The 26,666-nt window shown below is 37.2% G+C and carries 22 protein-coding genes; all 22 read right to left on the reverse strand.

Going from position 1 to position 26,666, the window contains the following annotated elements; genetic code table 11:
- The 22 genes from ylqF to Q0612_RS01180 all read right to left on the reverse strand — a co-directional run bounded on the left by ylqF (position 1) and on the right by Q0612_RS01180 (position 26,629).
- Complete coding sequence (gene ylqF, locus Q0612_RS01075; RefSeq protein ID WP_298879624.1) at positions 1-861, reverse strand: ribosome biogenesis GTPase YlqF; 861 nt, start codon at positions 859-861, stop codon at positions 1-3.
- Entirely contained in the window at positions 858-1,430 is a 573-nt protein-coding gene (gene lepB / locus Q0612_RS01080) for a signal peptidase I (RefSeq protein ID WP_009145923.1), read from the reverse strand. Before lepB ends, ylqF begins: the two co-directional genes overlap by 4 nt.
- Before the next feature lie 192 nt (positions 1,431-1,622).
- Positions 1,623-1,964, reverse strand: a complete 342-nt coding sequence (gene rplS / locus Q0612_RS01085; protein ID WP_009145924.1) for a 50S ribosomal protein L19 — start codon at positions 1,962-1,964, stop codon at positions 1,623-1,625.
- A gap of 129 nt (positions 1,965-2,093) precedes the next feature.
- Positions 2,094-2,669: an RNA methyltransferase gene (locus Q0612_RS01090; RefSeq protein ID WP_276633545.1), complete on the reverse strand. Its 576-nt coding sequence runs from the start codon at positions 2,667-2,669 to the stop codon at positions 2,094-2,096.
- Positions 2,662-3,483 carry a tRNA (guanosine(37)-N1)-methyltransferase TrmD gene (gene trmD / locus Q0612_RS01095; protein ID WP_298879636.1) on the reverse strand — a complete coding sequence of 274 codons (822 nt, stop codon included), beginning with the start codon at positions 3,481-3,483 and terminating at the stop codon, positions 2,662-2,664. The genes Q0612_RS01090 and trmD overlap by 8 nt, the downstream gene beginning before the upstream one ends.
- The gene (gene rimM / locus Q0612_RS01100; protein WP_298879638.1) at positions 3,480-3,983 is read right to left on the reverse strand and encodes a ribosome maturation factor RimM; all 504 of its coding nucleotides are present in this window, start codon (positions 3,981-3,983) and stop codon (positions 3,480-3,482) included. The genes trmD and rimM overlap by 4 nt, the downstream gene beginning before the upstream one ends.
- A 3-nt stretch (positions 3,984-3,986) precedes the next feature.
- Positions 3,987-4,391: a YlqD family protein gene (locus tag Q0612_RS01105; protein ID WP_021719181.1), complete on the reverse strand. Its 405-nt coding sequence runs from the start codon at positions 4,389-4,391 to the stop codon at positions 3,987-3,989.
- A gap of 19 nt (positions 4,392-4,410) precedes the next feature.
- The gene (locus Q0612_RS01110) at positions 4,411-4,638 is read right to left on the reverse strand and encodes a KH domain-containing protein (protein WP_009145929.1); all 228 of its coding nucleotides are present in this window, start codon (positions 4,636-4,638) and stop codon (positions 4,411-4,413) included.
- Between the two features lie 20 nt (positions 4,639-4,658).
- Positions 4,659-4,931: a 30S ribosomal protein S16 gene (gene rpsP / locus Q0612_RS01115; protein WP_009145930.1), complete on the reverse strand. Its 273-nt coding sequence runs from the start codon at positions 4,929-4,931 to the stop codon at positions 4,659-4,661.
- Between the two features lie 51 nt (positions 4,932-4,982).
- Positions 4,983-6,329, reverse strand: coding sequence for a signal recognition particle protein (ffh, locus tag Q0612_RS01120; RefSeq protein ID WP_298879644.1), 1,347 nt, complete (start codon positions 6,327-6,329; stop codon positions 4,983-4,985).
- Positions 6,330-6,334: 5 nt separating this feature from the next.
- Complete coding sequence (gene ylxM, locus Q0612_RS01125) at positions 6,335-6,688, reverse strand: YlxM family DNA-binding protein (protein ID WP_009145932.1); 354 nt, start codon at positions 6,686-6,688, stop codon at positions 6,335-6,337.
- A 92-nt stretch (positions 6,689-6,780) separates the two neighbouring features.
- On the reverse strand, positions 6,781-7,335 hold the full coding sequence (locus Q0612_RS01130; protein ID WP_298879648.1) for a GDSL-type esterase/lipase family protein: 555 nt from the start codon (positions 7,333-7,335) through the stop codon (positions 6,781-6,783).
- A 103-nt stretch (positions 7,336-7,438) separates the two neighbouring features.
- Positions 7,439-8,263 carry an Ada metal-binding domain-containing protein gene (locus Q0612_RS01135; protein WP_298879651.1) on the reverse strand — a complete coding sequence of 275 codons (825 nt, stop codon included), beginning with the start codon at positions 8,261-8,263 and terminating at the stop codon, positions 7,439-7,441.
- A 12-nt stretch (positions 8,264-8,275) separates the two neighbouring features.
- Complete coding sequence (locus tag Q0612_RS01140) at positions 8,276-10,156, reverse strand: DUF2357 domain-containing protein (protein ID WP_298879654.1); 1,881 nt, start codon at positions 10,154-10,156, stop codon at positions 8,276-8,278.
- Positions 10,140-11,816: an McrB family protein gene (locus Q0612_RS01145; protein WP_298879657.1), complete on the reverse strand. Its 1,677-nt coding sequence runs from the start codon at positions 11,814-11,816 to the stop codon at positions 10,140-10,142. The genes Q0612_RS01140 and Q0612_RS01145 overlap by 17 nt, the downstream gene beginning before the upstream one ends.
- A 12-nt stretch (positions 11,817-11,828) precedes the next feature.
- Positions 11,829-16,079 (reverse strand): hypothetical protein, encoded by a 4,251-nt coding sequence (locus tag Q0612_RS01150; RefSeq protein WP_298879659.1) that lies wholly within the window; start codon positions 16,077-16,079, stop codon positions 11,829-11,831.
- A 45-nt stretch (positions 16,080-16,124) separates the two neighbouring features.
- Entirely contained in the window at positions 16,125-16,937 is an 813-nt protein-coding gene (locus Q0612_RS01155; protein WP_298879662.1) for a hypothetical protein, read from the reverse strand.
- 11 nt (positions 16,938-16,948) lie between these two features.
- Complete coding sequence (locus Q0612_RS01160) at positions 16,949-19,192, reverse strand: DUF262 domain-containing protein (RefSeq protein WP_298879664.1); 2,244 nt, start codon at positions 19,190-19,192, stop codon at positions 16,949-16,951.
- A 15-nt stretch (positions 19,193-19,207) separates the two neighbouring features.
- Positions 19,208-20,353 (reverse strand): aminotransferase class V-fold PLP-dependent enzyme, encoded by a 1,146-nt coding sequence (locus tag Q0612_RS01165; RefSeq protein ID WP_298879666.1) that lies wholly within the window; start codon positions 20,351-20,353, stop codon positions 19,208-19,210.
- Positions 20,354-20,365: 12 nt separating this feature from the next.
- A complete protein-coding gene (locus Q0612_RS01170) occupies positions 20,366-23,986 on the reverse strand; it encodes a hypothetical protein (protein ID WP_298879669.1) in 3,621 nt (1,206 codons plus the stop codon).
- Entirely contained in the window at positions 23,986-24,888 is a 903-nt protein-coding gene (locus tag Q0612_RS01175) for a DUF4007 family protein (RefSeq protein WP_367181676.1), read from the reverse strand. Before Q0612_RS01175 ends, Q0612_RS01170 begins: the two co-directional genes overlap by 1 nt.
- A 16-nt stretch (positions 24,889-24,904) precedes the next feature.
- Positions 24,905-26,629: a phosphoadenosine phosphosulfate reductase family protein gene (locus Q0612_RS01180; protein ID WP_210684521.1), complete on the reverse strand. Its 1,725-nt coding sequence runs from the start codon at positions 26,627-26,629 to the stop codon at positions 24,905-24,907.
- Positions 26,630-26,666 lie beyond the last annotated feature (37 nt).

Below are 26,666 nucleotides of genomic sequence, written 5' to 3' on the forward strand. Positions count from 1 at the left end.
TCAAGGCTCGTCGATTGTAAACCGCCCTAAACGTCCTGCTCGGAAGTCTCTGAGTACAAGCTGAATAACCTTATCAAGGTCCAGCAGTCCACCAGACTTCAGACAACCTCTGGCAACGGCAATCTTCGCCATAACGGCGTTAACATCATCACCCTGCTCGAGGCTTACTGCATATTTTGTTTGCAAATCCTGAGGATATCTGCGTATCAACAGGTCGAGCAACAGCTCCACGGCCTGCTCCCTGTCGAATACATCCTCCTTGATGGCACCGGTAACAGCAAGCGCAAAGCCCACCGACGGGTCCTCAAACTTAGGCCAAAGCACACCCGGCGTATCCAAAAGCTCTAAGCCCTTGGCAATCGTTACCCACTGCTGTCCGCGTGTCACACCCGGCTTATCGGCAGCCAGCACCTTGTTCTTGCCTACGAGGCGGTTAATCAGCGTAGACTTGCCGACGTTCGGAATACCTACTATCATAACGCGGACGGGACGGTTGCGCACGCCCTTCTTCAGCCATTTATCAATCACCGGCTTGGCAGCCAGCTGAACTGCACTGATAAGCTGCTTAACGCCCTTACCGGTAGCGCAGTCAATCTTGCACACAGGCAGACCGCTATGCTTGATTTTTTCAAGCCACACATCAGTCTGGGCCTTGTCTGCCATATCAATCTTGTTCAGTGCGATAACCTTCGGCTTGCTGCCAAGGATATCCTGCAGCATGGGGTTGGTACTGGAGCGCGGAATACGTGCGTCCAGCATTTCCACCACTACGTCAACCAGCTTAATCTGGCTTTCCATCATGCGCTTCGCCTTGGTCATATGGCCGGGGAACCACTGAATCTTAAAATCCTCCAGCATCATTCGCCCATACCCGTATCAGCCTTCAGCACGCGCATCTTGTCCAGCGGCCAGAAGGCAACCAGCGCACGTCCCTTAACCAGCTTCAGCGGCACAAAGCCAACGTCGGCAAAACGGCTGTCCTCAGAGTTATTACGGTTATCACCCAATACAAAGATAGTATCCTTCGGAACAACTACCTTGCGGTAATCGGAAATGTTTTTGCCCTTCGGGTCATTGTGGTAGATATAGGTTTCGTTCAGCTGCTTGCCGTTGACAAATACCTTGCCCTGCTGCATTTCCACAGTGTCACCGCCAACTGCGATAACACGCTTGATAAAGTCACGCGTCTGATCCTTAGGGAAGCGGAAAACTACGATTTCGCCCTTCTTCGGGTCGGTAACAAAGTAGCTCAGCTTATCAACGACAAGACGCTCATGGTTTACCAGAGTAGGATACATAGAGGAGCCTTCTACCATGTAAGGCTCTACCAAAAAGGTGCGGATGCAGAATGCGAGTGCTACCGCAATAATAATCGAAACAAGCCAGTCACTGGCAGAATCCTGCCAGGAGGTTTCACTTTTCTTGCTCAACTAATGAGCCTCCTCTCTATCGCCGGCACAGGCCGGATTTTTAACTACAATAATATAGATATATTGTAGCATAGATTGCAGCTTCAGTTATGACATAATTGTAAATTTGCTTTATTTTAAAGCATAAATGCTTTATAACGTAATAAAAGGGACCGTACTACTACAGTCCCTTTTACTATAAACAAAGATTGATTAGCGTTTTTCTCTGATACGAGCAGCTTTACCAGTCAGTTTGCGCAGATAATACAGTTTAGCACGGCGAACGATACCAACGCGTGCTACAACGATTTTCTCAATACGCGGGCTGTGAACCGGGAAAGTTCTTTCTACGCCAACGCCGTAAGAAATACGACGAACGGTGAAGTTTTCACGAACGCCGGAGCCACTGCGGGAAATTACAACGCCTTCAAACAGCTGAACGCGCTCGCGGGTACCCTCGACGATTTTGCAATAAACTTTAACGGTGTCGCCTGCTTTAAACTCAGGGATGTCGGAACGAAGTTGTTCTTGTTCCAGTACTTCAATAATGTTCATAGTTTCCTCCTAAATCATAGACGTTCATGTGCGAACTCCACAGCGGACCGTCCGTATTACACAACGTAAATTGTATCATAGACAAACAATTAATGCAAGAGAAAAGTGTATAATTTCTTGCATTTTTCTTTAATTTTTTTCCCACCAGGCCTCGCCTGCAAGCCTGTCCAGAATAATGGCGGCGGCACTGCGCACGCAAAGATGATTATAGTCACAGGGGCCGTAAACAGGCTCCAGAATATAATCAAATTTGGCCATAGTTTCCGCCTCAATGCCAAAGCCTGTGCCGAATAAAAGCAGCACCGGTCTGTCACCCTCCTGCAGCTGCTTGCGCATAAAGCTGTAGGAAACGGTGTTGGGATAAATGCGTGCGTCCGTAGTGACAACGTAAGGCTGCTTGCCTGTGCGCTCTGCTATCGTCTGCACTGCACTAGCGATATCAGGCTGCCACAGCACGCGGCTCAGCGCGTCGGCACGGTCGGGGTTATACACCTTGCCATAGCCCTCCTGCCAGTAGGAAAGTATCTTGTCGATAATCTGCTTCTGAACCTCCAGCGGGTGGATGATGTAATAGCCCTGCACATTGTAGGTGCGGCAGGTACGCGAAATATCGTGGATATCAAAGTTAGTCACCGCGCCGGCGATAACATTCATGCGCTTGTTATAAATAGGATAATGGACCAGGCCAACATATAAATCAGCCATTCGCCTCATCCTCCTTCACCTCGGCGCTTGCATGTTTTTCCTGCTCGGCAGCTATTTCGGCACGCAGCTCCTCATAGAAGCGGCGCTCCGATTTTTTCATTTTATAGGGCAAGCGGCCTGTCAAAAGCTCCTTCTGCTCCGCACTCAAAAGGTCGGGACGCAGAGCGAGCGTTGCCTTTAGCGACTGCTTCAGGCGCCAGCTGTTAATCAACGCATGGTTGCCGCTGCGCAGCACCTCAGGCACCTCCATGCCCTCAAAATTCACCGGACGGGTGTACTGCGGATATTCCAGAAGACCGGTGCTGAAGGAATCCTCCTCCGCACTTTCAATCTTGCCCAATACGCCGGGAATAAAGCGGGAAATAGCGTCCATCACGATGATGGCAGGCATTTCGCCGCCGGTGAGCACGTAATCGCCGATAGACAGCTTTTCATCTACCCAATGGAAGATGCGCTCGTCAAAGCCCTCGTAATGACCGCAAACGAAGATAAAATCCCGTCCGCTGTGGGCATATTCCTCAACGATGCTCTGTTTGAGCGTGCGTCCTCCCGGGCACATCGCAATAACACGGGCGTTGGGCAACTGCTCCTTCGCCTTGCGGATGGCTGCCACCATCGGCTCAGGCTTCAGCACCATGCCTGCACCGCCGCCGAAGGGAGAATCATCCACCGTGCGATGCACGTCATGCGTAAAATCGCGCGGATTGATGCAGCTTACTTCAATAAGGCCCTTGGCTGCTGCACGCTGCAGAATGCTATGGCTTGCGGCCTGCTCAATCTGTTCGGGAAATAAGGTTACAAATAAAAACTTCATTCTGCCTCAACCCATTCCGGCAGCTCCACGACAATGCGCTTTTCCGCCAGATTGATTTCCTTGACATATTTCTTCAGTGCCGGCAGCAGGTAATCCTTCTGTCCGGGGACAGCGATAACATAAACATCATTGCTGCCTGTGCTCAGTGCGTCCTTAAAGGTGCCGATTTGCTCGCCCTGCTCGTCATAAACAGGCAGGCCGATAAGGTCAGCAACATAGAAGCGTCCTTCCTCCAGCTCAGGCAGGTCCTCAGCGTTAATGCTTACCTCCATACCGCGCAGCAGCTCGGACTCGTTCATGCTTTTGATTTCGGCAGTAGTCACCAGCACCATTCTTTTATGAAAGCGTGCTGCTTTAATGGTCAGCTTACGACCGTCCGGCAGCAGCAGATAATCCAGGTCTAAAAATTGTTCCGGCTTATCGGTTAACGGCAATATACGAATATCGCCCCGCACACCGTGCGGAGCGACAATTTTGCCAATAACTATTTGGTTTTCCATGGATTATTCGCGGAAAGCGATAATCTTACCGTCTTCGGTAAGGATTTCTGCGCCCATCAGGGTATCAATATTGGTGCCTACGGTAATTTCTACAGTACGCTCCAGGGTACCATGACCAATTTCAGCGCCCAGCTCCAGAGCTTCCGCTCTTTTCAGCTTAGCCTCTGCTTCTTGTTTGGCAGCAGTACGCTTATTTCTTTCGATGTCAATTTGTTCGCGCAAAGCCGGAAGCACGCTCAAATCGCTGGCAGCCTGATGCAATGCTTTTTTAGCCTGGAACTCGAATTGCTCCAGATCAAGCTCCATATTCTTTATGGTATTTTGGAGATCTCCAACAATTTTCAACTTTAAATCTTCAGTAACTTTTGCTTTAACAGCGACGGGAACCCTAACGATCATTTTATCCATAGCGATATACCATCCTCAATCAAATAATTTCGACAATGACTTTCACATTTTCACGGGTTGCTACTGCTTTCATAACAGTTCTGATAGCTTTTGCGATACGGCCCTGTTTTCCAATAACCTTACCCATATCTTCAGAAGCAACATGGAGGCGAAGCACCGTTGTTGTACCGGTGGTCTCCTCCTCCACTACTACTGCAGAGGGATCATTTACAAGAGATTTGGCCATAACTTCTACCAATTCCTTCATGTAGATCACGCCCCCTCAAATTATTTTGCTGCTTTAGCTTCAGCAAATTTTTTCATGATACCATCTTTGCTGAACAGGTTTTTAACGGTATCGGTCGGTTGAGCGCCTTTGTTCATCCAGTCGATAGCTTTCTCAGCATCGATTTTTACGCTAGCCGGTTGAACGGTGGAATCGTAGTAACCGATAGATTCGATGAAACGACCATCACGAGGAGAACGAGCGTCTGCAACAACAATACGATAGAAAGGAGCTTTTTTAGCGCCCATACGTTTTAAACGGATTTTAACTGCCATGTTGATTTTCACCTCCTTAAATTAATATCTCACAACATGGAACTTTCTTTATTATCTGCCAAACGGCAGCTTGAAGCCGCCTTTGGAAGCAAACTTTGCCATACCCTGCATACGCTTCATCATCTTCTTGCTTTCTTCGAAGTTCTTCAGAAGCTTGTTGACATCCTGTACACGCATGCCGCAGCCTGCAGCGATACGTTTACGACGGCTGCCGTTGATGATTTCGGGTTTTTGTCTTTCCTTCTTGGTCATGGAGCGGATGATTGCTTCAATGCGGTCGAATTCCTTTTCGTCCACATTAGCTTCCTTCAGCTTCTGGCTGATGCCGCCCATGCCGGGGATTAAGCCTAAGATGGTTTCCAGAGAACCCAGCTTTTTAACCTGCTGCATCTGGTCCAGAAACTGCTCTAAGGTGAATTCATCCTTACGCAGCTTTTTCTCCATCTCCAGTGCCTTGGCGAGGTCAGTTGTAGACTGGATTTTTTCTACCAAAGTCAGGATATCGCCCATGCCCAGAATACGGGAAGCCATACGATCCGGATGGAAGGGCTCCAAAGCATCCAGCTTTTCGCCAAGACCGATTAATTTAACCGGCTTGCCGGTAACAGCCTTTACGGAAAGCACCGCACCACCGCGGGCATCGCCATCGAGCTTGGTAACAATCAGGCCGTCAATGCCCAATTCCTTGTCAAAGCTCTCAGCAACAGTTACTGCGTCCTGACCGGTCATAGCATCTACAACCAGCAGAATTTCCTGAGGATGAACAACGCCCTTAATGTTGCGCAGCTCCTCCATCAGCTCTTCATTTATATGTAAGCGGCCTGCGGTATCGATAATTACCGTATCGCATGCCAGGCTATGCGCCTTTTCCATGGCCTTTTGGGCAATTTCTACAGGAGAAACCTTGTCGCCCAGAGTAAATACCGGCACATTCAGCTGCTCGCCCAAAACCTGCAGCTGGGTAATAGCAGCAGGACGGTAAACGTCGCCTGCAACCAGCAACGGTTTTTTGTGCTTGCGCTTCAGGTAATTGGCCAGCTTGCCGGCGGTAGTGGTTTTACCTGCGCCCTGCAGACCAACCAGCATGATAACTGTCGGTGGTTTGGGAGCAACAGTGAGCTTGCTTTGGGTACCGCCCAAAAGCTCAATCAGCTCTTCATTTACAATCTTGATAATCTGCTGATGCGGATTCAGGCCTTCGCCAATCGCTTCACCAACAGCGCGCTCTTTAACCTTGGCTACAAAGTCCTTAACAACCTTGAAGTTAACGTCGGCCTCCAAAAGCGCCATACGCACTTCGCGCATAGGAGCCTTTAAATCTTCCTCAGTCAGCTTGCCGTTGCCGCGGAACATCTTTAATGCATTTTGTAATCTTTCAGATAAACTTTCAAATGCCATTCTATCTACCTACCTTCACTGCAAAGCTCTTTCAGCATTTGCACGGCCTCGTCTTTTTTTGCCTCATCCGGAGTTGCCAGCAAATCTATTGCCTGCTGCAGCTTAGCATGCAGCTCCTCCTCGCGGCTCAGCACCTTCAGGGATGCTTCATATCGTTCTAGCAGCTGCTCAACACGCTTGAGCAGGTCGTGGACAGCTTGGCGCGAAACGCCCAGCTCCTCCGAAATCTCACTCAGAGACAAGTCGTCATAGAAATACAGCCCCAGGCATTGCTTCTGCTTAGCTGTCAGAAGACCGCCGTAAATATCAAAGAGCCTGCCTAAGCGCATACGCTGCGCAAAAATTTCTTCTGCTGACATTTTTATCCCTCTCGAAATTTAGTCGACTATGTAAGTATAAAGCATAAAGCGATGCTTGTCAAGTATTTTTACTTGTCACCTCTAATTTTTTTCTAATCTGCGTTTTCGCCCTTCAGCCACTTCCAGATCAACGGCGCTGCGTAGTTGCCCATTGCCTCATACGTCTGGGATTTGGGGTGAATGCCGTCAACGTAGGCCTTGAAGCGTGCCCCGGCGTCCATGCCGATGGCAGGCTGCAAATCCAGCAGGAAGGCCTTGCCGCCGCAGATATGCTCTGCCTCCTGCCGCAGGTTCAGCAGCTGACGGTTGAGCGCCTGCTCCGTGCTGATAAACGGCAGCACGATGCACAGGCTGTAGTGCTTTTCCTCGCACCACTGCAGCACACGCCTGTAATCGCGGCTGATGTCCTCAAGGCGACGCCCCTGCAGAATGTCGTTGGCACCGCCAAGGAAGATAATGTGCTGCACGTATTCCGGCAGCGCGTACTGGCGCATACGGTAGATGATGTCATCGCAGCAGTCACCGCAGACACCGTAGTTGAGCATTTTGATTTGCGTCAGCTTTTCCACCTGAGCGGTCCAGGAATAGCGTGGGCCGAATGGAAAACCCTGCACCAGAGAATCGCCGTAACAGGCAACGTATTTCATGATAATCGCTCCTAACGTTGTTTTTTCTACATACTATTATAGCATAATAGTAAAGGCCGTTACGGTAGAAGTTGATGTGTTTATACTTGCCTAATATAGAAAATCACACTTCTAGATTAACATTTTTCCATTCAATGTATTTCTTTTGCATACATACTGCACAAGGTCTAAAACCAGCTGCAACAGCCTTTTCTTCATTAGCAAAAAATACGCGGTTCTTTTTATAATGCCCTTTAGCCAGATGCCTTAAAGCAGACGGACAATCAAGCCTACCATAAATATGCAACTTTAAATGGCCTCCCAACTTTCCACCAGTAAAAGAAAGATATGGTTCACAGTGTTCATTAGTAAGAATATAATATTTGCCATCAAGTTTAATCTCTTGAGTATTAAGAACCAACAAAATCTCATCCTTCAAAGACCATTCTTGTGATTTTCTATTAACTGCAGCATTTAAAGCATCCATATCAATCAAGCATAACCCTATCCGTCTCTCTCCAATTACTTGCTTCCATTCTTTACTTTTAAAATCTGTTTCAAGCTCCATTTCTTGAACAAAGCCTTTTTGCTTAAGAAATCGTAATACCATAGCCATACGCTTAAAGCATTCCCCATCTTCAAACAATGATTGCTCATAGCATAATAAAGGCTGCATAATATCTTGCAACTCTAGCGACCATTCCTTTTCTATGTTATACAACTCTCTTAGAAGGCAGTATAAACAGTATTCATAGTCATAAGCATTTTCTCTAAGCTTCCATAAAAGTCTATACCTGCCAAAGCTACTTGGATAAAATTCATCAGTTGCAGACACAGTAAATTGAAACTCTGCTCCATCTATACTTATTTTATATGCATCAACAGATTGCACAACTTCATGCATACTCTTCAAATGAATTTCAGGATGATAAATTGCTTTCAGAATCAAGGACTACCTCCATCATGTTAATCCCGGCATCAGCCATTCGAGAAAATTCTTTAATTGTTTCTGAAGAACATCTTCGTTTCCGGGAATACTAGGAACAAATCTAATACCATAACCAGATTTAAATTCCACACACTTTGGATTCTCAACGTTAGGATATAAAGCCCATACTTCATGTACTGGTTTTATAAAACGATCGGAAATATTATCTCCTAATCCATCGCAATCACCGAAGAAAATTGTTCTCATATCTTTGTATGCTTTAAACTGATTAGCACAACTATCGTACTCATACCCCGTATTTCTAAAATCCTTGTATACATACTCTTGATTGTCATTCCATAAGGAACTGCGTTTCCTATACTTAAAATCAATTATTAGCGAACCTAAATAAAATTTTTCTTGTTTAAATTCATCACATTCATAGCAATCTATTATACAGTCTGGAGTATTATTAGGCTTTTTAGTGTACAATGGCTGAGAATACTTATTCGTATTTTTTTGCGCATCTCTTTCGGCTCTTTTCTCGTCAGAAACATTATAATTTACTCTAGGAACTTCTTTTTCATAATATAACTTCAAGATATATCTTCCATCTTTAGACTTAAATGAAAAATTACACCCTGAATTTAACTCTTTAAATAAAATCCTATCACTCAACATCTTTGCTACGTCACTATAATAGAGAATAAATCCATACGAAATTAAACTTTTTACAAGTAATATAATATTCCAATATTCGTACATTAGACTAGTCCTTTTCCAAAGCAATGTTAAATGCTTATCATTAGAATAATCTTTTGAGATTTTATCCAACTTTGAAAACAAAGAAAAAATGATATTATAACGAGGATCTGAAAAGTTTTGAGTAGAGATAAATGGTCCTTTAAATGCCGGTAAGTCTTTAATCCATTGGATTTTTAGCAACATTCTAACTGCTGATTGTAATTTTTCTAATTTTATGCTCTCACTAGTTAAAAAATCATTAACCTTGCATTTACGAATATACTCTGGACTTGTTAGATGGCTTTTGTATTTTATATTTTTTAAATCAGCAAACACAACCGACATGTCCTTGTTAGCTTCATCTAGACATTGCTGTATCCTATGATTTAAAGATAGCAGAGTAAGTTTAAAAAAACGATTTTCCAATAAGTCAAAGCTTAGAATTTTTTTAGGAACATAGGCTTTATAATTGAAATGACATTTATTAATATTGGATTGTTTGGCTCTTGCATCATCATTCCGTATCCTCTTTTTATTAACTAATACATGTTTTTTTACCAAACGATTATGGGGATTATGTCTTATATCATTCAGAGCTGCAATAACTCGAGCATACTCATTATTCAAAACCATCATTTTCCATAACATATGAGGAGTAACTTCATTGTATGCAAACTGCTTAGCTACACTCCTAAGATAAGCATAATCAACCGTTTGTCTAGGAACACAAGCTATTATATCAGACAGCATACTTTGCCAAATATCATAGTCCTCTAATACTGCCGATACTACTTCAAAACCTGTAAAATAAGCCTTTCTGTTGACAGTAACCTTTATTACATATAAACCTGGAGGCAAGGGAAATTTTGTTCCATCAAATAATTTTGTATAGCTATCACTCTCAGTTAAATAATTGCCATCAGCATGCTTAAGAGCTATATTGTCCACTCCATCAAACCCATCCATATCCATAACTGCATTCATATTAGAAGATAGTATTTTGGCATAAAGACTTCTATTTTCTAATATTCTTAGTTCTGGTTTATGTTGTTTCTTTAAATCAAATACAGACTCATAAAATTCATTTAATATAATTTCTTCAAATCTGTTATCATCTACACTCTTCTTCTTAAATTCAAGTTTAAAAGGAAGACTAGCCAATGTAGCCATAATTACTCAACTCTTTCGCTTTATCTTTTAGAGCCTTTCTCACAATAGGATAATCAACTTTATCTTCATTAAGGTAATTATCTATAATACCAGATATATAACTTCCCTCTTCAAAGAAACCTATTAAATCTTTTACTTGTTCCTCTGTACCCCTAATCTTTGTTAAGATTTTTTGTACGATAAGAGTATCTAATGCCTTTGCTCTAGTATAAGAAATATCATTTTCAGGAATTGCATTCAAATATCTTTCTATTTGATTTACAACACGATGCGCAAAACAGAATCTTGGATTTACCTCTTTAAGTTTTTGATTCAACTCATCTAGTAAACTTAATTCATCAACAGTAAGGCCAGTAGACTTCGATTTATCAACCAAAGTAACATCTACTATCTTGAATATTGGTTTCTCATCATCGTAAACACTGAAATCACAATCTTGTAATTTTATGAGATTTGCTCTGTCCAATACTTTATCAGAGAGACGATATGTTGATTCATCAACATTGATAGTTCCACAAAAAATTAAATTTTCTCCTAACCTGATTTCTGAAGGATAATCTGCAAAGTTCACAACATTTTTCTCTTCTCTAGGATTATATATACGTAAAATCCGGTTATTAACATCATTTTCTAAAATGGATAAAAATTGAGCAAAATAATATTCTACCTTTGCCAAATTCATTTCATCAAAACAAATAAGATATGGCTTATCCGGATGCTTTGCAGCTTCAACTAAAAAAGAAACTAATCCTATACTTGCTTCTTGATATTTCATATTTGAACTATCAAGATAACCTAAAATGTCAATATCATCAGTCCAACTAGGACTAACTGGTATCATTATCATACGATTGTTATCATCTAATCCCAGTGTTCTTGAATATAAATCAACTAACTTAGTTTTTCCTGTACCACTAATACCTTCAATGATTGTAAGTCTTGAACTTTTAACAGAAGTATAGAAGTTAATAAGATCCTCGCTATTAAAATTCAACCCACAAGCTCTCGCATTATCAACAAATGTCTTAAATACTTGTTTTTCATCTGTATAGTTTATTACTTCACTAGTATATGACTTACGATTTCTTAGATATGTGTTTTGTAAGGATAAATTTCCAACTGTTTCACGTAGAGTCAAACACTCTTCATTCAATGCTTCCAGTTCTTTTTCTTGGTTACGAAGTTTCTCCTCACTTATGCGAATTTCCTTTTTTTGCTCATCTTTTTGATTAATCAGTTCATCATTAGCTTTCTTTAACTGTTGTGTTTCAATAGTAAGTGTTTTATTAGTTTTCTCCAAATGCTTTACTTTTTCTTTAAGAAGTTGAATATTTTCAAGCATACTTTCGGTATTATTCATGCTTAATGAATAACCTATCATATCTTTTATCATTGCTGTGTTGACATCTTGACTAAGATCACATAATACCAGCCATACATAATCCACTAAACCAACATTCTTCTTAACATCGCTAAATGCATCCTTAGTATGTAGTCTAGAAACATCATGTTTAGTTGCTAAAGTATCTATAATCTTTTTCTTGATTAATTCAATATTATAATCTGAAGTCTGAATGAAACAAAATCTATTCAATATTGATTTTAAAGTATGCTTTTCTTGCTTGTCTAAGAACCATTTTATGACTTCGATATTAAACACAGAACCCATCTCCTATATCAAATTTTTATCTTTTAACAACTTATAACAAATCAAACGTTGTTCATCATTAAGCATTCTGAACGCCTCTACTACCGAATTAACTTTATGTTGAGCAATATATGCATCTGCTTTCTTTCTTATAACCTCCAATTCAGAAATAGTTTCTTGTTTAAGATATGTAGGTCTATCACTAAGTTCATAAGCTAACCCATTTACACTGCCAATATCAGCATTTTCAAAGTCAAAATCGATAAACTTTTTCTTCCATTCAGCATCTTTAACATCTAATTCCTTTTCGACTTCATGGAAAAAGTTTTCAATAACACCCATAAGATCACGACCATAGTCATAATTTAGCTTGTCTATATCTGATTTAATAAGCTGCATAACTTCTGACTTGGCTTGATAAAACTCCTCCCTGTTCTTTCTTTTTTCCGATGCTTTCTCTAATTGTGTAGCAATATTGTCTAGATGTAATTTTAAGTCATCTAAATATTCCTCCGTATCTTCATCATAGTCATTGCTCTTAAGTTTTTTGATATTGATTACTACTACGCGAATACTATCTAGGCTTGAAATATCATCTAATCGTTTTTCTAAGCTATCAACTTCTTCTTTGAGTCTGGTTTCATTTGCTTTAGCAGTAGTTAGTTTAGATAAAACATTTTCCTCGTATTCATCTACATTAGCTAAGTATGGCTTAATTTCTCTAATGGTCTTTAATAAATTTTTACATTCTTCAATAAGCTTAGCTGTCTTCCTGTATCCATAATAATCAACATCATTTTTAAATTCTTCCTCTAAATGCTCAATGCCAGAATGTACAACCTTTATTTTTAAGAAGGGCTTTTGCTTCTCATGCTCTATATGTTCCAAAGCATATTTTGCTTCTTTCTCATATCCTGCATTTTTCAACAATTCAGCAAAATATTCCATTCTGCTTTCGAAATTAGTGATATCTTCAAGTTTATTACATCTTTGTTCATTTATCCATGATTGCAACAGCGGTTCTATAACTGCTCTAAATTTTAAAATTAAATCTTTAACTTCATTGATTTTATCTTCTTTTAGAAGAAAACCTTTAATTAAAAAGCATGAAAATATACTTTTATTTTCTAATGCAGAAATTTCTTTTAATCCATTTTGAATATCATAGCTTTTCTTATTATTAATCAAAGCTTCTAACTTGCTATATGAAGACTCTATTTCATTATCCCATTTATTATTGACATAACTAGCATCTTTAAATTTTATATCTAATAACTTATATTTATCTGTCAACTTTTCTGGTAATTCCTCTTGAGTAAGAAGTTCATCTAATATTTTTTTCAAAGCAAAAATTTCATCAACATCTTTTGTTGCTTCTATCTGCCTGAACAACTGCAAGAACCTTGCTTCAACACCAGCTAAATTCTTTTGAATAAAGCTAGTTGCTTGCAGTTTTTTAAAATCTATCTTTAATGAACCCCTGCTATTATATGGCATTACAGTATCAAGCCATTCTCCAACTGTAATCTGAACACCATTCAAAGCTAGACGCAAGCAATAACTTAAATTAGCATATACCACTGCCATGAGATATAAAACTTCATGATCATTCATACCATAAGGTGCTAAAAGAAGTTCTCCTGTTAATTTCTCATAAGGTATATACTTATCTTCTATTAATTTATTTTTTATGAGATTATATGCTGCCATAGCTCTTTCATTTTGAGGTTCAATAATGATATATTCATCATTCATGCATTTCCATGAATACGGAGCAGAATAACTCAGTGTGTTCCTCAATCTGCCATTGCCATCAACACCTAAGCCTTGAAGTGTATTAGACGTGATTTTACCACTAAATAGTATTCTAACTATTTTATAAAACAAAGAACGTGCTTTACCTCTGCTATTTTCAAATCCGTCAAAATAAAAATTCAAAACCTGAGGATAAATATCTTCAAATACATTAGCTAAATAAACAGTTAACCTAGCATCTAATACATTAACACCGCTCTTGTCTATGCATACTTTCTCGCCTTTTAAACTCTCAAAAACATCAGATATAACTCTCTTTACTTCATAGAACATGTCATTATAATATGATGAAAACTTATTCACATCTTGTTCAGTAAAGCTTTTCAGTGCAACATAATCAGTTAATGCATTTAACAGTTTATTATCCTTATCATTTAACAACATAAAAACTATTGGTAAACCATTTGTGTTAGACGCAAGCCTTGCAACATCATCAATATTGGAATAATCCATATTTTTATTTGTGTACAGCCAAACAATTTTACCTTTAGGCTTATCAGGAGTAGTTGCTTCTGTTAAATCTCTTTTGAGACCGTTAATATAACCGGCAGATATTTCATCAACATAGAACATATCTTGTTCAAATTGCCATTCTTTAGTTTTGATTTTATGCTCTGAACTAAATTTTGTATTAACAGGTTCAATTACTTCAGCTAGTTCTCTGATTATAGAATCACTAAGTATATCTTTTTTCAACTTTACATTTGCTCTAGCACGTTTAAAGAACACTCTAAAATCATGTGCACCCATAGAATTTTCTAAGAAATCAAAACAGCCAATATGTTCATTAAACCCTAGTATAGCAAATTCTCGTTCAAGACAATCTAAAGCGTTGTTAATCGTTTCTACATCTAATCCCGTAAATAGATACAATGCCTTTATAGCATCCTCTCTGTTCTCCGTTTTAAATCGAAGAATTCTTAACAATAAATTGGCTCTGAGAATTTTCAAGCAATTTACATTTAAATTGTCATAATGCTTTGCTACAATCTTATTAAAAGCAAGGCAAAACTGTGTTGACTGCCTACCACTCTCTTCAGCACTTAAAATTTCTGTAAAAAGATCACCTTCAAGTAACTGTTCAGGATATATAAAAGGTAAATCATGGTCTAAATCTATATTAGTATTTTTAAGTTTTTCAAAATATTCACTTACTAAAAACAAAGAAGACCTATTTTGTAGATAACTAGATAACTGTGACAAAGCATATGTTGATAATGGATGCATTGGAAAAATTCCCTGTACAACCACTCTTCTATACTCATCATAATACTTCCATATACCTCTCACATTTGTCCATTTTACCAAAGAAGTATGGATGTCATTCCAATAATTTTCTGTTTGCTGCAGTCTATTAGCAATATAAGATGTAAAAGCAACCTTATCCTTTCTTAAAATGAGATTGGCAAAAATTGTTTCCAGATTAGATGAAAGATGATACTTATCACTAGCATCATAACGTCCAATATACCTACTAATATTACTAGTAGGGTCTATACGTTGCATATATGTTTTAATATCACTTTGTATGAAGTTTATTACCTGAATTTTGCCGCTCGCATTTTGTGCACATTCAAAAATCTGTTGTAATGCAGACTCACCAGTTCTAGCCGAATTATTATTAGAAGCATATTCCAAATATCTACCAAATTCGTCAAAAAGTATGACTACTCCATCAAAAGGTCCACTTGAACCACAATAATCGTCTAAAAGAGCTTCAAGAATAGAATTAGCGGAAATTCCTTCATCCCAACTAATATCCACACCGTTAATATCTCTATATACAGCATTAACTAAATTAAATGTAGCTTCTTCTTGAAATAGTGTTGTACGTATAAGTTCAATTAAATCTGTTCCTTTTTGACTAAAGCCAAATTCAAGTGCATGTTCTTCAAAAAGCTCAATTGATTTACAGTTTCTCTCAAAAAACCTAGATGCTGTTTCTAAAGCTCTATTAATCTTTTTTAAATTTTCTGTTGAACATCCATGCAGTAACAGTGTTTTTTGCGCGACTTTTAGTATTTCAGCGTTCAGGTTAATATCACGCATTCCGTTAATTGTCAAAACTAAATTTCTCTTTTGGGTATTTTGCTTTATCTCTCTTGCCTTATTAGCGTCAAGACAACTAATGTTTTGAATAATTGAATTATAAGTGTCAGAATCATAATCAGGTCCGGAGAACAGTTCTGCCATTGTTACTGCTAAATGTGATTTACCTGTACCATAAGTAGCAATAGCTAAAGATAAAGGATTGCTATTATAATCATTATTAACCTTTTCACTGATTTCTTGCACAAAGCTAATTGTATCCTTAAGATTACTATCTTTCCCGCCTTCAATACCATGGTACTCATTACCATGAAAAACAAAGTTCTTTGCAACTAATGCAGCCTTTTCACGATTAAAGAACCAATCAATCTGAACTGCTCCATCAAAAAATATATCTTTTCTAAATTCCAATAAATCCCCGAACCTCATGCTAATCATCCTCTCATGCCATTATCCTTATATAGTAGAATATATCTTCTCAATCATATCATTCGCTGAAACAAGTTTTAACACAACAAACGGAGTTAAAAGCCTTTCAACCTTTATCATTCCTTTATTTTCTAGTATACTTAAAACCTTATCAAAATCACTTCTCGACAAGCATAATTTATTATCCATATTCATATTATATAAATCTATCGATGTTAGTTCTTGCACTCCTTCGTGTAAATTTTCCCATTCTTTCATAATTATGTAAGCATAAATATATAAATAAGGCTCTTTATACATAGTGTTCATGAATTTAATTTCATTAGGAGTATTCTTAAAAATAGATAATTTTCTAAACATACCATTATATGAAGAATTGAAAGGGGCAAGATTAACATCAATGCCTTTATAATGATTCTTCAAAGCATCTATAAAAACTGTAGTTCTTAAATTATTGCCATATCTAGGAATGATACTGCTAAAGATAAAATTCCACAAGGTTGCGCCTGTAGATAACACAAGATTAGAATGACATAGGTATATTGTTGCCTTTTCTTGTAGCGTTTCGTCTTGATACTTGACTTCTTTACCTAATGGCGTCAATGATAGCAAATGCTTCTTGTTCTTATATTTATCTTCTATTAAACCCATAAAATAAGCATATTTTATAAAAGGTTCAACTTTTCCGCTAGATGCACCTGTTGGAATTCCAGTTATGTCAGAAATTTCTTCTTTAGAATAGGCTGTCCTCTCTTCAGCTACACTCAACAGCATTGATATAGCATTTGCATCTGGAGAAAATGTTTGATGAAAGTTTAAATTTGTCTTAACATTAGCCATTATTATTCACCTTAAATTCTATTAAAATCTAGTAACGTATTCATCTCTTGTTTAACAGTATGAAGCAAAGAATTATACCTCTGCTTTAAAACTTTTTTTCTTTCATCATCACTTGAATCAACGCGAATATCGGTAGAAGCAAATCCTACATTTGTCAATCCAGCACCCTTAGGAATCATTAATGCATATGAATCTAAAGAAGCATTGTTTATTTTATTATTTGAATAATCACTAATATAAAGCATGTTTAGTGGCGAATTTAACAAATGTTTTTTGTTACTTCTAATCTTATCAGTTGATTCAGAAACAGTACAATCTACGCCTAATGGGATTACATGATGCATTTGATATTTATCTGATTCAGGTGCAAAAACAGACATATGCCTTAAATCTCCATTATTGTCCTTGAGCAAATCATAATATCCTATTGATAAATAGTACTGACAAATTACTGTACTAATTATATTTTTGGGATACTCCTCATTCTCAGCATTATCCATAAGAATATGACTTTCATCAGAGTATCCCGGCATATTTAATACTTTGTCCTGTCGTGCTTTTAACCAACTTAAATTAGGTTGCTTCTTGTTTTTTATATCAATTACACAATCAATAAGCAAATTTAAATCAGTAATCATACGTGAATTCTGATCTCTATCAAACTGTCCAGAAAAGAGATTAATCCAATACCATGCTTCTAAAAGATCAAATACTTCTTCTCCATGCCTGCCGCTATAACAATCATCGTCATGAAGAATATATGCGACTACTGGCACCATTAACACATAATTTATATCTCTAAATTTTCTTAAACCACATCTACTTTGAAAAAAGAAACAAGCTCTATCTATTGCATTACAACTAGGTTCACAATTTTTATCAAGCAACTCTGGTGTAAGAGCTAGCTTCTTAGGTCTTTTCAGCAAATCTAAATGATATTCATCCTTGGACATTTTCGGCCTATATGATAGTAATGACAAAACATTTAAAAATGATTCAAGATAGTTTTTTGGAAACTCTTTCTTATTATTGTCATAGCAACCCATATTTACAGATGCCTTATATGAATTTAGTTTTTTATAATCATTCTTTATGTTATTAGGTATTAAAAGAGCAGGATAAAAAGCACTTTTTACAATGTACTTCTTCATTCTTTCATTATATGGTTCTGGATTCGCTAGAGTTACACGTGCCATTAATAAATCATATATGTCTAAACTTATACCACCTCTATTAAGATTTTCATAAATATCAATTGCCCTTGCTTTTTGTGAATCATCTAATGATATTTGACTTAAATTGATTTGTGTAATACATGATTTTATATATAACAACATATTAGAAGACCATCCATCTACTTGAATCGCTAAAACTTGTTCATAAGCCTTCATAATATCGTTATCTGTTTTTTCATAACAAGATTCATCGAAATATTCTTCATATGCATCTTCTATCAAATCATTTTTGATAAAATCCTTAATCTCATCCCTTGAAGATTTTTCTATTTTAGCAGCAAGTTCTTCAACTTTCGCTTTTGCTACATTCTCTGCAATCAATTTAATTATTCTAGATAACGTAGTATTATTCAGACCAGTCTTATCCGTATCTATCAAAAGGAATAAGGGGATATAATAAAACTTTTCCTCAGGATTTTGGCAAAAGGTCTCTAGTTTGCTCAACTTTGAAACATCTTTATAATATGGATTGTAACAATCTTTGCTATTCTTCGAAAACTTAATGACACGAATATATTCTAATACATCTGCTGTTTGAAAATCTGGTTCATCATTATCTGGTTTATCGAGAGGAAACGCTAATCTATGTAATCCAAACAAATCATCCTCTATGCCAGAAGCATACCTAGGTAACGCCAAAAAAAATCTTCGTTTTAATGCAATTGGAGCAATAAGATCTCCTATAGAAGATAAACTAAATATTACGTTAGAAAAAACATTAGCTAAAACAGTCAATCTCTGCTGTCCATCAAGAAGAAACTCTACATCTCCTTTTACAAGGCTCTTTGAATCTAACGGTTTACTTGAACCTAACGGCTTACAAGCATACTCATCAGCATTTCTAGCCTTAAGTAACAATATACTACCTATAGGCATTTTAGTTAAAACAGATGCTACTAATTTTCTTTGGTCTTCTTCATCTTTCCATACAAACTGTCTTTGAAAATTAGGTAATAAAATTTTGTTTTTCTTTATTTTCGTAATAGTTTTATCTAAACTTTCTTGAAACGGCTGCAACATATTCTATCTCCCCTTTTACAGATTCTCTTCTATCTCTTCCAGCGCCCTCTCCAGCGCAGTAAAATCTTCATCACTGGTAAAATACCCTACACTAAACCTAATAGTCCCGGCAGGATATGTCCCTAAAAATTGATGTGCCAAAGGCGCACATTGCAGACCGGTACGCACCGAAATACCATATCTATCAAAAATTCCGCCAGCACTGTCACTGCTTATTCCATTCATAACACAAGATACAATGCCAACAAATTTTTGCTGGTCATTATTGCCGACAACCTTTAAGAAATCATATTGCTCTATGATACTTAAGAGTCTTCGCCTGTGCTCAACTTCTCTTTTCCATACAGTGTCTTTACCTTGTTCATCAAGCCATTTTAAAGCAGCGTTCAGACCGGCAAGCCCAACAATATTACTCGTCCCCATCTCATAACGCTCTGGCAAGCTGTTAGGCATATTCTGATTAGCAGATTCAAAACCGGTACCACCAAAAATAACTGGCTCTAAAACAATCTCCGGCTTCATAACAAATCCGGAAATCCCGGTAGGACCATACATTGTTTTATGTCCGGCAAAAACAGCAAAATCAAAGGTATTTAAGCCTACATTAGTATCAACTAAACCGGCAGTTTGAGACATATCAGCAACAGTAACAGCATCATAATCCTTAGCTATTGCGAAAATTTCTTCTACCGGAGCAATAAGTCCAATGACATTGCTTGCATGACTAACAATGACTGCATCAGGCTTTACTTCATCAAACTGATAACGGATGCGAGGCAAATCATAGCTTAAATCCTTCTGAACATGCAATTGCACTACCTTTATTGCACCTGTTTGCTCATAATAATGTAAAGTTCTTGTGACTGCATTATGTTCAAAGGGACTAATATAGATATTTTTCAATCCTTTCTTTATCAGTCCCTGAATAATTATATTAAGAGCAATAGTCGCAGTAGGTGTAAATACTACCTGCTTTGCGGGACAATGAAATAACTCTTGAATACGTTTACGAGTATCTTTTAGCAAAGCTCCTGCACTTTGAGCCATACCATAATTACCCCTGCCTGCATTAGCTCCGCTATTTTTATAGAATTCACTCATGAATTCATATACGCTATCAGGTTTTGGAAATGTAGTAGCTGCATTATCAAAATAAGCCATTCTTTCACATCCTTAGCACAGCTTTTGTAGTATCTCCATCATAATCTGTCGTTTTTCCTGATCAGAAATAGATGTTCCCATAGATTCTACATCAGCTGTAATCATATTCATTAACAACTTAGCACGTTTGCTAAACTCAACTTTTTCAAAGCGTTTTATCACAGCTTTACCTGTTTCGTCAATATATGAAAGTTCATAACTGCTTGTTGTCGCAGTATTCCCATCAGCATCGTCAGTCTTGCTTACAAACGCTTCTGCAGTAGCTTTATATTCTTTAAGAGCTTCCATAAATGTTTTGATTGTATGGTCATCCCAATCCTCAATACGTAAGCCTGTAGCTAACTTAGCAATTCGTACAATGGTAGCCTGATCATCATTAGTTACTGTTTTAAATAAAGCAAGGCATTTTTCTGTTCCGTTACCAAATAGTTGCTCAAACACTTTTTGATCTAACTGTTCGCACCAATCCTTAATTACAGATGCTAATGACATAGCTTTCAAACTAAGCTTATTCTCCGAGATAGCATATATTTCTTTTAGCTGCTCTGCTAACATTACTTTAAGAACATCAATACAAGCATCAATATTCTTTTTATAAGCGGCTATGTCTTTACAAATATCGGAATTAAACTCCTTATAACCAAATACCTCAGGAATCTTTTCAAATAACAATTCTTGACTGCCATTCCCCTGTTTTAACTGCCTCAAAAATGCTATTTGCTTACTATCTATCTTTACACCATCAATTGTTTTCTTTGATTCCCTCGTATATTTTGGCAAAGCTAAATACCAACGCTTCATGGCAGAAGCAACATAGCCATATGCATCATTCAGCTTCTCAGCTTCAATAACATAGTCAGAAAATACACCTGCCAGTTTTTCCACAAAATCAGCTTTATCAGCGTCCCAATCAAAATAAGAAATATAATAATCATCCGGAGCAGAAAGCATCTGCTGCATTACATCTGCATTCAACGGCACTTGCCCATAACTATCCTGGATAACAATTTGCTGTTTTAACTCATGGAATACAACAGCAACATAAATCGGAATAACACCATCTCTTAACCCGATATGATACTCTGCATCAGTTAACCTACAATAAATCTCTCTAAATGGTATCGGGCCTAAAGTTCTTGCCTCAAAAATAACAGCTTTTATTGTTGCCAGAACCTCTGCCATATAGATATCCTCAGGCTCCATATTAAGAACAGATGTACCCATAAAGCCTTCGCACAAAATACCCTTATTAAGTAATGTACTACGCATAATCGATACTTCCTGACCACTACCGGAAAAGCCTAAATTTTCCTCAATATCATTGCGTAGTAATGCTGCTATAACTTTATCTCTGCTATTTTTAGCGATAGATGTAATATTTTTTTTGTTAATTGCTTCATTATTGATAATAGGAGTATTAGGAAAAATTCGATAACAAATATTTGACAACAATTCTGTAAGTGCTGCTTTTCTTGTAATATGCTCTACATTACCGTTATGTATATAAACAGATTTATAATTATTAGGATGAGTATATGAATTTATAAAATCAAGAATTACATCACGTAAATCTTCATAGATAACCTCATATTCATCAAATAATATTGAATTGCCTTCTGCAGCCTCTTTCAACTTTGAAACAGCATAAAACTGCTGGGCAATCATTTTTATTTCCTGATATTTCTTAGGCAGAACAAATACGCACTGATCAATTCCCTTGCTAGTCTGCAAGACTATATCTTTTATAGCATCTATAGATTTGTTTTCTTCGGGAATTATTGCATAAATTACACCATCTGCCTCGCTATTTTCACTCTTTACCTGCCAATCAATATTTGCCCGTACTTCACTAGCTTCGATAAACTCAAATGCAAAATAGCGAATCATTTCTTTCTCGTCATTATAGCGAGATGGATATACGTAATTATCAAAATTTGACTGATTTAAAATTTCTTTTGTAGAAACCCGGTTAGCATTAACCGCCATAAAATCATTGATTTTATCTTGAACATCGACACCGGAACTGCGTTTTAAGCGCAAAAAGCCATTGCTTTGCTTTTGATAGATTACAAGTTCTTTTTCCATCAAATTAGTCAAAGCATGGCTGACTTTTTCTTCACCATATTCATTATTATAGATATTAAAAATTTCTGCCTTTGTTGGTTGCAATCTTTCAAATTGCTCCAAAATATAAATCAAAGAAATAGTTTTTACTATCTTGCATTCCAGCGAATTTTTTTCTAATGCATCTAAAATAGCTGTTGTAAGAATATATTTATCATGTAAATCCCCAGAATAAACCTCTTTTTTAAACAAAGGCTCAAAGTAATCATAAATATAATCCGGTGTTATTAACGCAAATTTACTCTGATCAACATTATCAAGATACGTAGCAAGTGTACTTACTCCTTTTGCAGACAAAAATGTAAAAAGAGTTCTTTCGTTTTGCGCTACACGTTCTGATAATCTTGGCAATACAAAAGTCGATATTGGATGCAACGGATAACAATCGTAGATAGTTTTTCGAATCTCAATTTTATCCATATCCATAAAAATATTATGATTTTCATATACCTGAAATGTATTATCAAAATAACCTTTATTTTGCGCACAGAAAAGCTGCCACTGGTCTAATTTCTTGTTTATCACAGCGGCTATAATTTCATAAGTCTGCGTAAAATTATTATTAAGATGAATATGCGTAAATCTTTCAGATACGCCTCTCCAACCATCTACTTTTTGTTTAGACAGCTTATCTATATAATTGGCAATCTCTTTATGAGAGATAAGCATCAAATGCAATTGTAATTCCCCACTGCGATTGCATTTTTCAGCAAAGTCCTGCAGCATTTTGGTATCGCTTACAGATGCTTCAGAAATATTTGCTTCTAAAAATTTGCTAAACTCATCATAGACAACATAAATTCCTGTATATCCTCTGCTCTTAATACCTTTTACCGCAGCCTCATACAAGTCAATAACATCAAAGCCTAAAAACGGATTAAATTCACTTCCGGCAGTCAGAGAAGGATATATTTTCTCAAATTTTTCATATGCAATAATATTAAAGTCTTCTAATTCACTAATAAATTCAGCTATCGGAAGCTCAATCTTCTTTTGGAACTCCTTGTATGTTAAAGGATATTCAGTTTTCCATCTTTCTATTACACGGCAAGCAGCCTGGTAGTTCGTTTCCGGCATAACATCAAGCATATTGTTCATTGCCAATGTTCTCTGTAAAGCTAATAAAAATGCTTGCGGTATGCTCGTGTTACTGCCTGTAATTACTACCGGCAAAATCTTATTATTACTCTTGTAATAGTTCAAGACAGCCTGATATAGCTTATCATTTTCTTTAAGCTTTGGCAGTAACTTTTCAAAAAGAGACAAGTCTTTTTTCATTAACATGGCCAATATAGTCAATATAATATGTGACTTGCCTTTACCATAAGCACCAATTAAAACTCTCGCTCTATCCGTAGAATTAAGATTTGTACTTAAAATAATTTCTTCCAACAACTTTAATGCTGACTGGGTTGGTATAAAGTTTTTCAGTTTCTCGTCACTATTCAGGTCAAAACCAATATTAACAGAATATTGAAAGCCTGTAGCGACTTCTATCATATTTCTCATCAGTCTTCACTCCCAGCCCAATCATTAATATTTGCATAATAACGCTCTACACATTCCATAAAATTACGCTGATTATGGAATTGAACCACATCCAAACCAGCTGTCCTAATAACCTTTATTTCTCCTAATTTTTCAATTGCTCTCAAAACGTCAAGAAGTCCTAAAGAATCAAGGTTGAATACTTTGCCAATGCTACATTCATCAACTAACAAACTATTTAAAGCTACTTCTTTTCTGCCCTTACTTTGTTCAGAAATTACAGCAAGTGCTATCCATGGGTTAATTGTTTTACTGCCTGGCATTGCTTTTCTATAAGATTTTCTTGTAACAAGGTCTACTAATCCCAGTTCACCCAGAGGACAATCAATATTATTCTCTGCACTTACTTTTAAAGGATTAGATTTATACCGAGGCAAATATGTATTGATAATACAATTGAAATCATCCTCTAGGGATCTTACCGCATGTCCTTTATTATCTGCATCGTCTTTTTCCGCTATATATTTTTGCAATTGCAGAATAAAATCTTCTTTGCTGAATTCAGTCATATTGAAATGATTGAAGAAATAGTACCATGCAGTTGCGTTTTCTTGATTTGTAGCCAATTTATACTGCACCAGATACAATGTGCCAAGTTCCTCTAAATACCTGTCATGTTCATAGATGCAAGCACCTAAATCCGTTAAGTGCTGCTCTCTAACCTTCCCTTTTCCTTCTACAGTAAGACCGGTTACTTGCAGCCAATAACGCAAGGACTTTACCATATTAGCTCCGATACCCAAAGCATCCATTGGATTATTTAGTTTATCTACAAAAACATTCGGTTTATTTATTACATTCTTCATTCCCTTGCTTAACCAGCCTTTTCTGATAAAGAATGTTTCATGGGCACGAAACTTCATTGACATTTAGATACTCCTATTTCTTGCTTAGTGTACGTAAATATTTTTCCATCATGCATCCACCATCAAGATACTTAGGCGTAACACACATTTTACAATGCACACATTTATCAGGATTGATATAATACTCATCACCTATAATGGAAATGGCGCCTGCTTTACATAATGATTCACATTTAAGACATTTACGACAAGCATTAAATTTTTTTATTTGATAGCTTACCATGCGTTGTAAATCGTCATGAGAAGCTACGTTCATGGTTCTTACTTTAACAGCGTAATCAAATTCACTATTACCAAAAGGCTGAATAGATAATATTGGTACATTGGTCCTAATATCTACAATTAAAACTTCATGTAATAACTTTTGCCCCAGTTCAGGGGCTACTCTACCAAAAGGAGTGAAGAGATTAACTAATTCATCATCAAACTGGCGAACTAATTTATATATTTTGGCATGTTCTTCGGACGTACAATTTGTAAATTTTATTTTAACATCATTTGCCGCAGGAAGACCATTACCGCCCTGTCTTGCTTTCCATTTGCCCGTATCAACATAAACTTCCGGATCCGGTTTCCCGATTTTTTTAGCAAACTCTATAAGAAAATCACGCCATTTCTTAGATTGTTCTGGCATATAAATTCTTGACAAAAATTGAGCGCGCTGATTGTTATTAGGACAGCACCAACAGCCTACTCGATCATAACCTAGTCTATAAGCATCATTAAAATCAATTTTTTCTGCTAACATATAAAGCCAAACGTCAATATCTCTCCAAAAGAATATTGGTGAAGCCACTGTTTGCTTTTGAATCTTTACAGATTCTGAATTACCTTCAACTCTATTATATTTACTACGGCTTACAGATTCCGCCTTTCTGATGCCATAAAAAGTCAATATCTGTTGATTACGATATAAGTTATTCAAAACACGCGTAATCGGACCTGTTTTAAACATAGAGCAGCACCAACGCATCATACGCGCCGGAGGACCTATATCTGAACATACATCATAAAAAATTTGCTCGCTATTTTTCGCTATTTGAAAAATAGCTTGCGGATTGTTTTCCCTATATCTATGTGCATACTCAATAGTCAAAGGAAATTCTAAAGTAGTATCGCCGAAAATATGCACTAAGCTTGGATTACTCAAAGCTTTAATAACTATATCTGCCGTCACAGTCGAATCTTTTCCACCTGAAAAAGATAGCACTATTTGTTCTTCTTCAAACTTGCTTGCTGTATTCTTAATAAAAGAAAAAGCTTCATCCTTAAGCCAATTTAATCTATTTTTATTTGCTTGCACAAATTTCGTTATATACATATCAAAATACTGATATGTATTGCCTTCTTGATACTCAGCAAGTTTTTTTATCAAATCGTCAGCATCAGCTGCTTGAAAAACCTTACTCGCAACAGGTATAGATTTGCCATCAACATAATATCGGCTATTAGATGCCCACACTGATTTTTGTATCCATTCATACGGTTTTTTCCCGATTAAAAGCTCTACTAAGAGTCTTTCTTCCGGAAACACCGGTCGTAAATCAGTAGATAAATGCTTCATTTTAGAATGACAAATTGGGCAAATTTTATAGTCTGACTGATTAACAGTTTGTTGAACAGGAATTTTGCATTCATGACACCACAAAACATCAGTTGGAACATCTTCTATTGTTTTTTGTTTACAAACAGGACATACATCATTATTTGTCTCTATTTGACAATTTATACACCACATATTAATCCTCGACAACAACCAAAAAGTATAGGTTTTT

It is taken from the genome of uncultured Phascolarctobacterium sp. (assembly GCF_937920985.1).
GTDB lineage: Bacteria > Bacillota > Negativicutes > Acidaminococcales > Acidaminococcaceae > Phascolarctobacterium_A.

Coding starts and splice junctions, on each gene's coding strand:
- rimM (WP_298879638.1), bottom strand. CDS start 3,983: ATGGAAAACCAAATAGTTATTGGCAAAATTGTCGCTCCGCACGGTGTG.
- Q0612_RS01155 (WP_298879662.1), bottom strand. CDS start 16,937: ATGGCTAATGTTAAGACAAATTTAAACTTTCATCAAACATTTTCTCCA.
- Q0612_RS01180 (WP_210684521.1), bottom strand. CDS start 26,629: ATGTGGTGTATAAATTGTCAAATAGAGACAAATAATGATGTATGTCCT.
- trmD (WP_298879636.1), bottom strand. CDS start 3,483: ATGAAGTTTTTATTTGTAACCTTATTTCCCGAACAGATTGAGCAGGCC.
- Q0612_RS01160 (WP_298879664.1), bottom strand. CDS start 19,192: ATGTTGCAGCCGTTTCAAGAAAGTTTAGATAAAACTATTACGAAAATA.
- rplS (WP_009145924.1), bottom strand. CDS start 1,964: ATGAACATTATTGAAGTACTGGAACAAGAACAACTTCGTTCCGACATC.
- Q0612_RS01105 (WP_021719181.1), bottom strand. CDS start 4,391: ATGGATAAAATGATCGTTAGGGTTCCCGTCGCTGTTAAAGCAAAAGTT.
- ylqF (WP_298879624.1), bottom strand. CDS start 861: ATGATGCTGGAGGATTTTAAGATTCAGTGGTTCCCCGGCCATATGACC.
- rpsP (WP_009145930.1), bottom strand. CDS start 4,931: ATGGCAGTTAAAATCCGTTTAAAACGTATGGGCGCTAAAAAAGCTCCT.
- Q0612_RS01110 (WP_009145929.1), bottom strand. CDS start 4,638: ATGAAGGAATTGGTAGAAGTTATGGCCAAATCTCTTGTAAATGATCCC.
- Q0612_RS01140 (WP_298879654.1), bottom strand. CDS start 10,156: ATGGCTACATTGGCTAGTCTTCCTTTTAAACTTGAATTTAAGAAGAAG.
- ylxM (WP_009145932.1), bottom strand. CDS start 6,688: ATGTCAGCAGAAGAAATTTTTGCGCAGCGTATGCGCTTAGGCAGGCTC.
- Q0612_RS01170 (WP_298879669.1), bottom strand. CDS start 23,986: ATGAGAAATATGATAGAAGTCGCTACAGGCTTTCAATATTCTGTTAAT.
- Q0612_RS01175 (WP_367181676.1), bottom strand. CDS start 24,888: ATGAAGTTTCGTGCCCATGAAACATTCTTTATCAGAAAAGGCTGGTTA.
- Q0612_RS01165 (WP_298879666.1), bottom strand. CDS start 20,353: ATGGCTTATTTTGATAATGCAGCTACTACATTTCCAAAACCTGATAGC.
- Q0612_RS01130 (WP_298879648.1), bottom strand. CDS start 7,335: ATGAAATACGTTGCCTGTTACGGCGATTCTCTGGTGCAGGGTTTTCCA.
- ffh (WP_298879644.1), bottom strand. CDS start 6,329: ATGGCATTTGAAAGTTTATCTGAAAGATTACAAAATGCATTAAAGATG.
- Q0612_RS01090 (WP_276633545.1), bottom strand. CDS start 2,669: ATGGCTGATTTATATGTTGGCCTGGTCCATTATCCTATTTATAACAAG.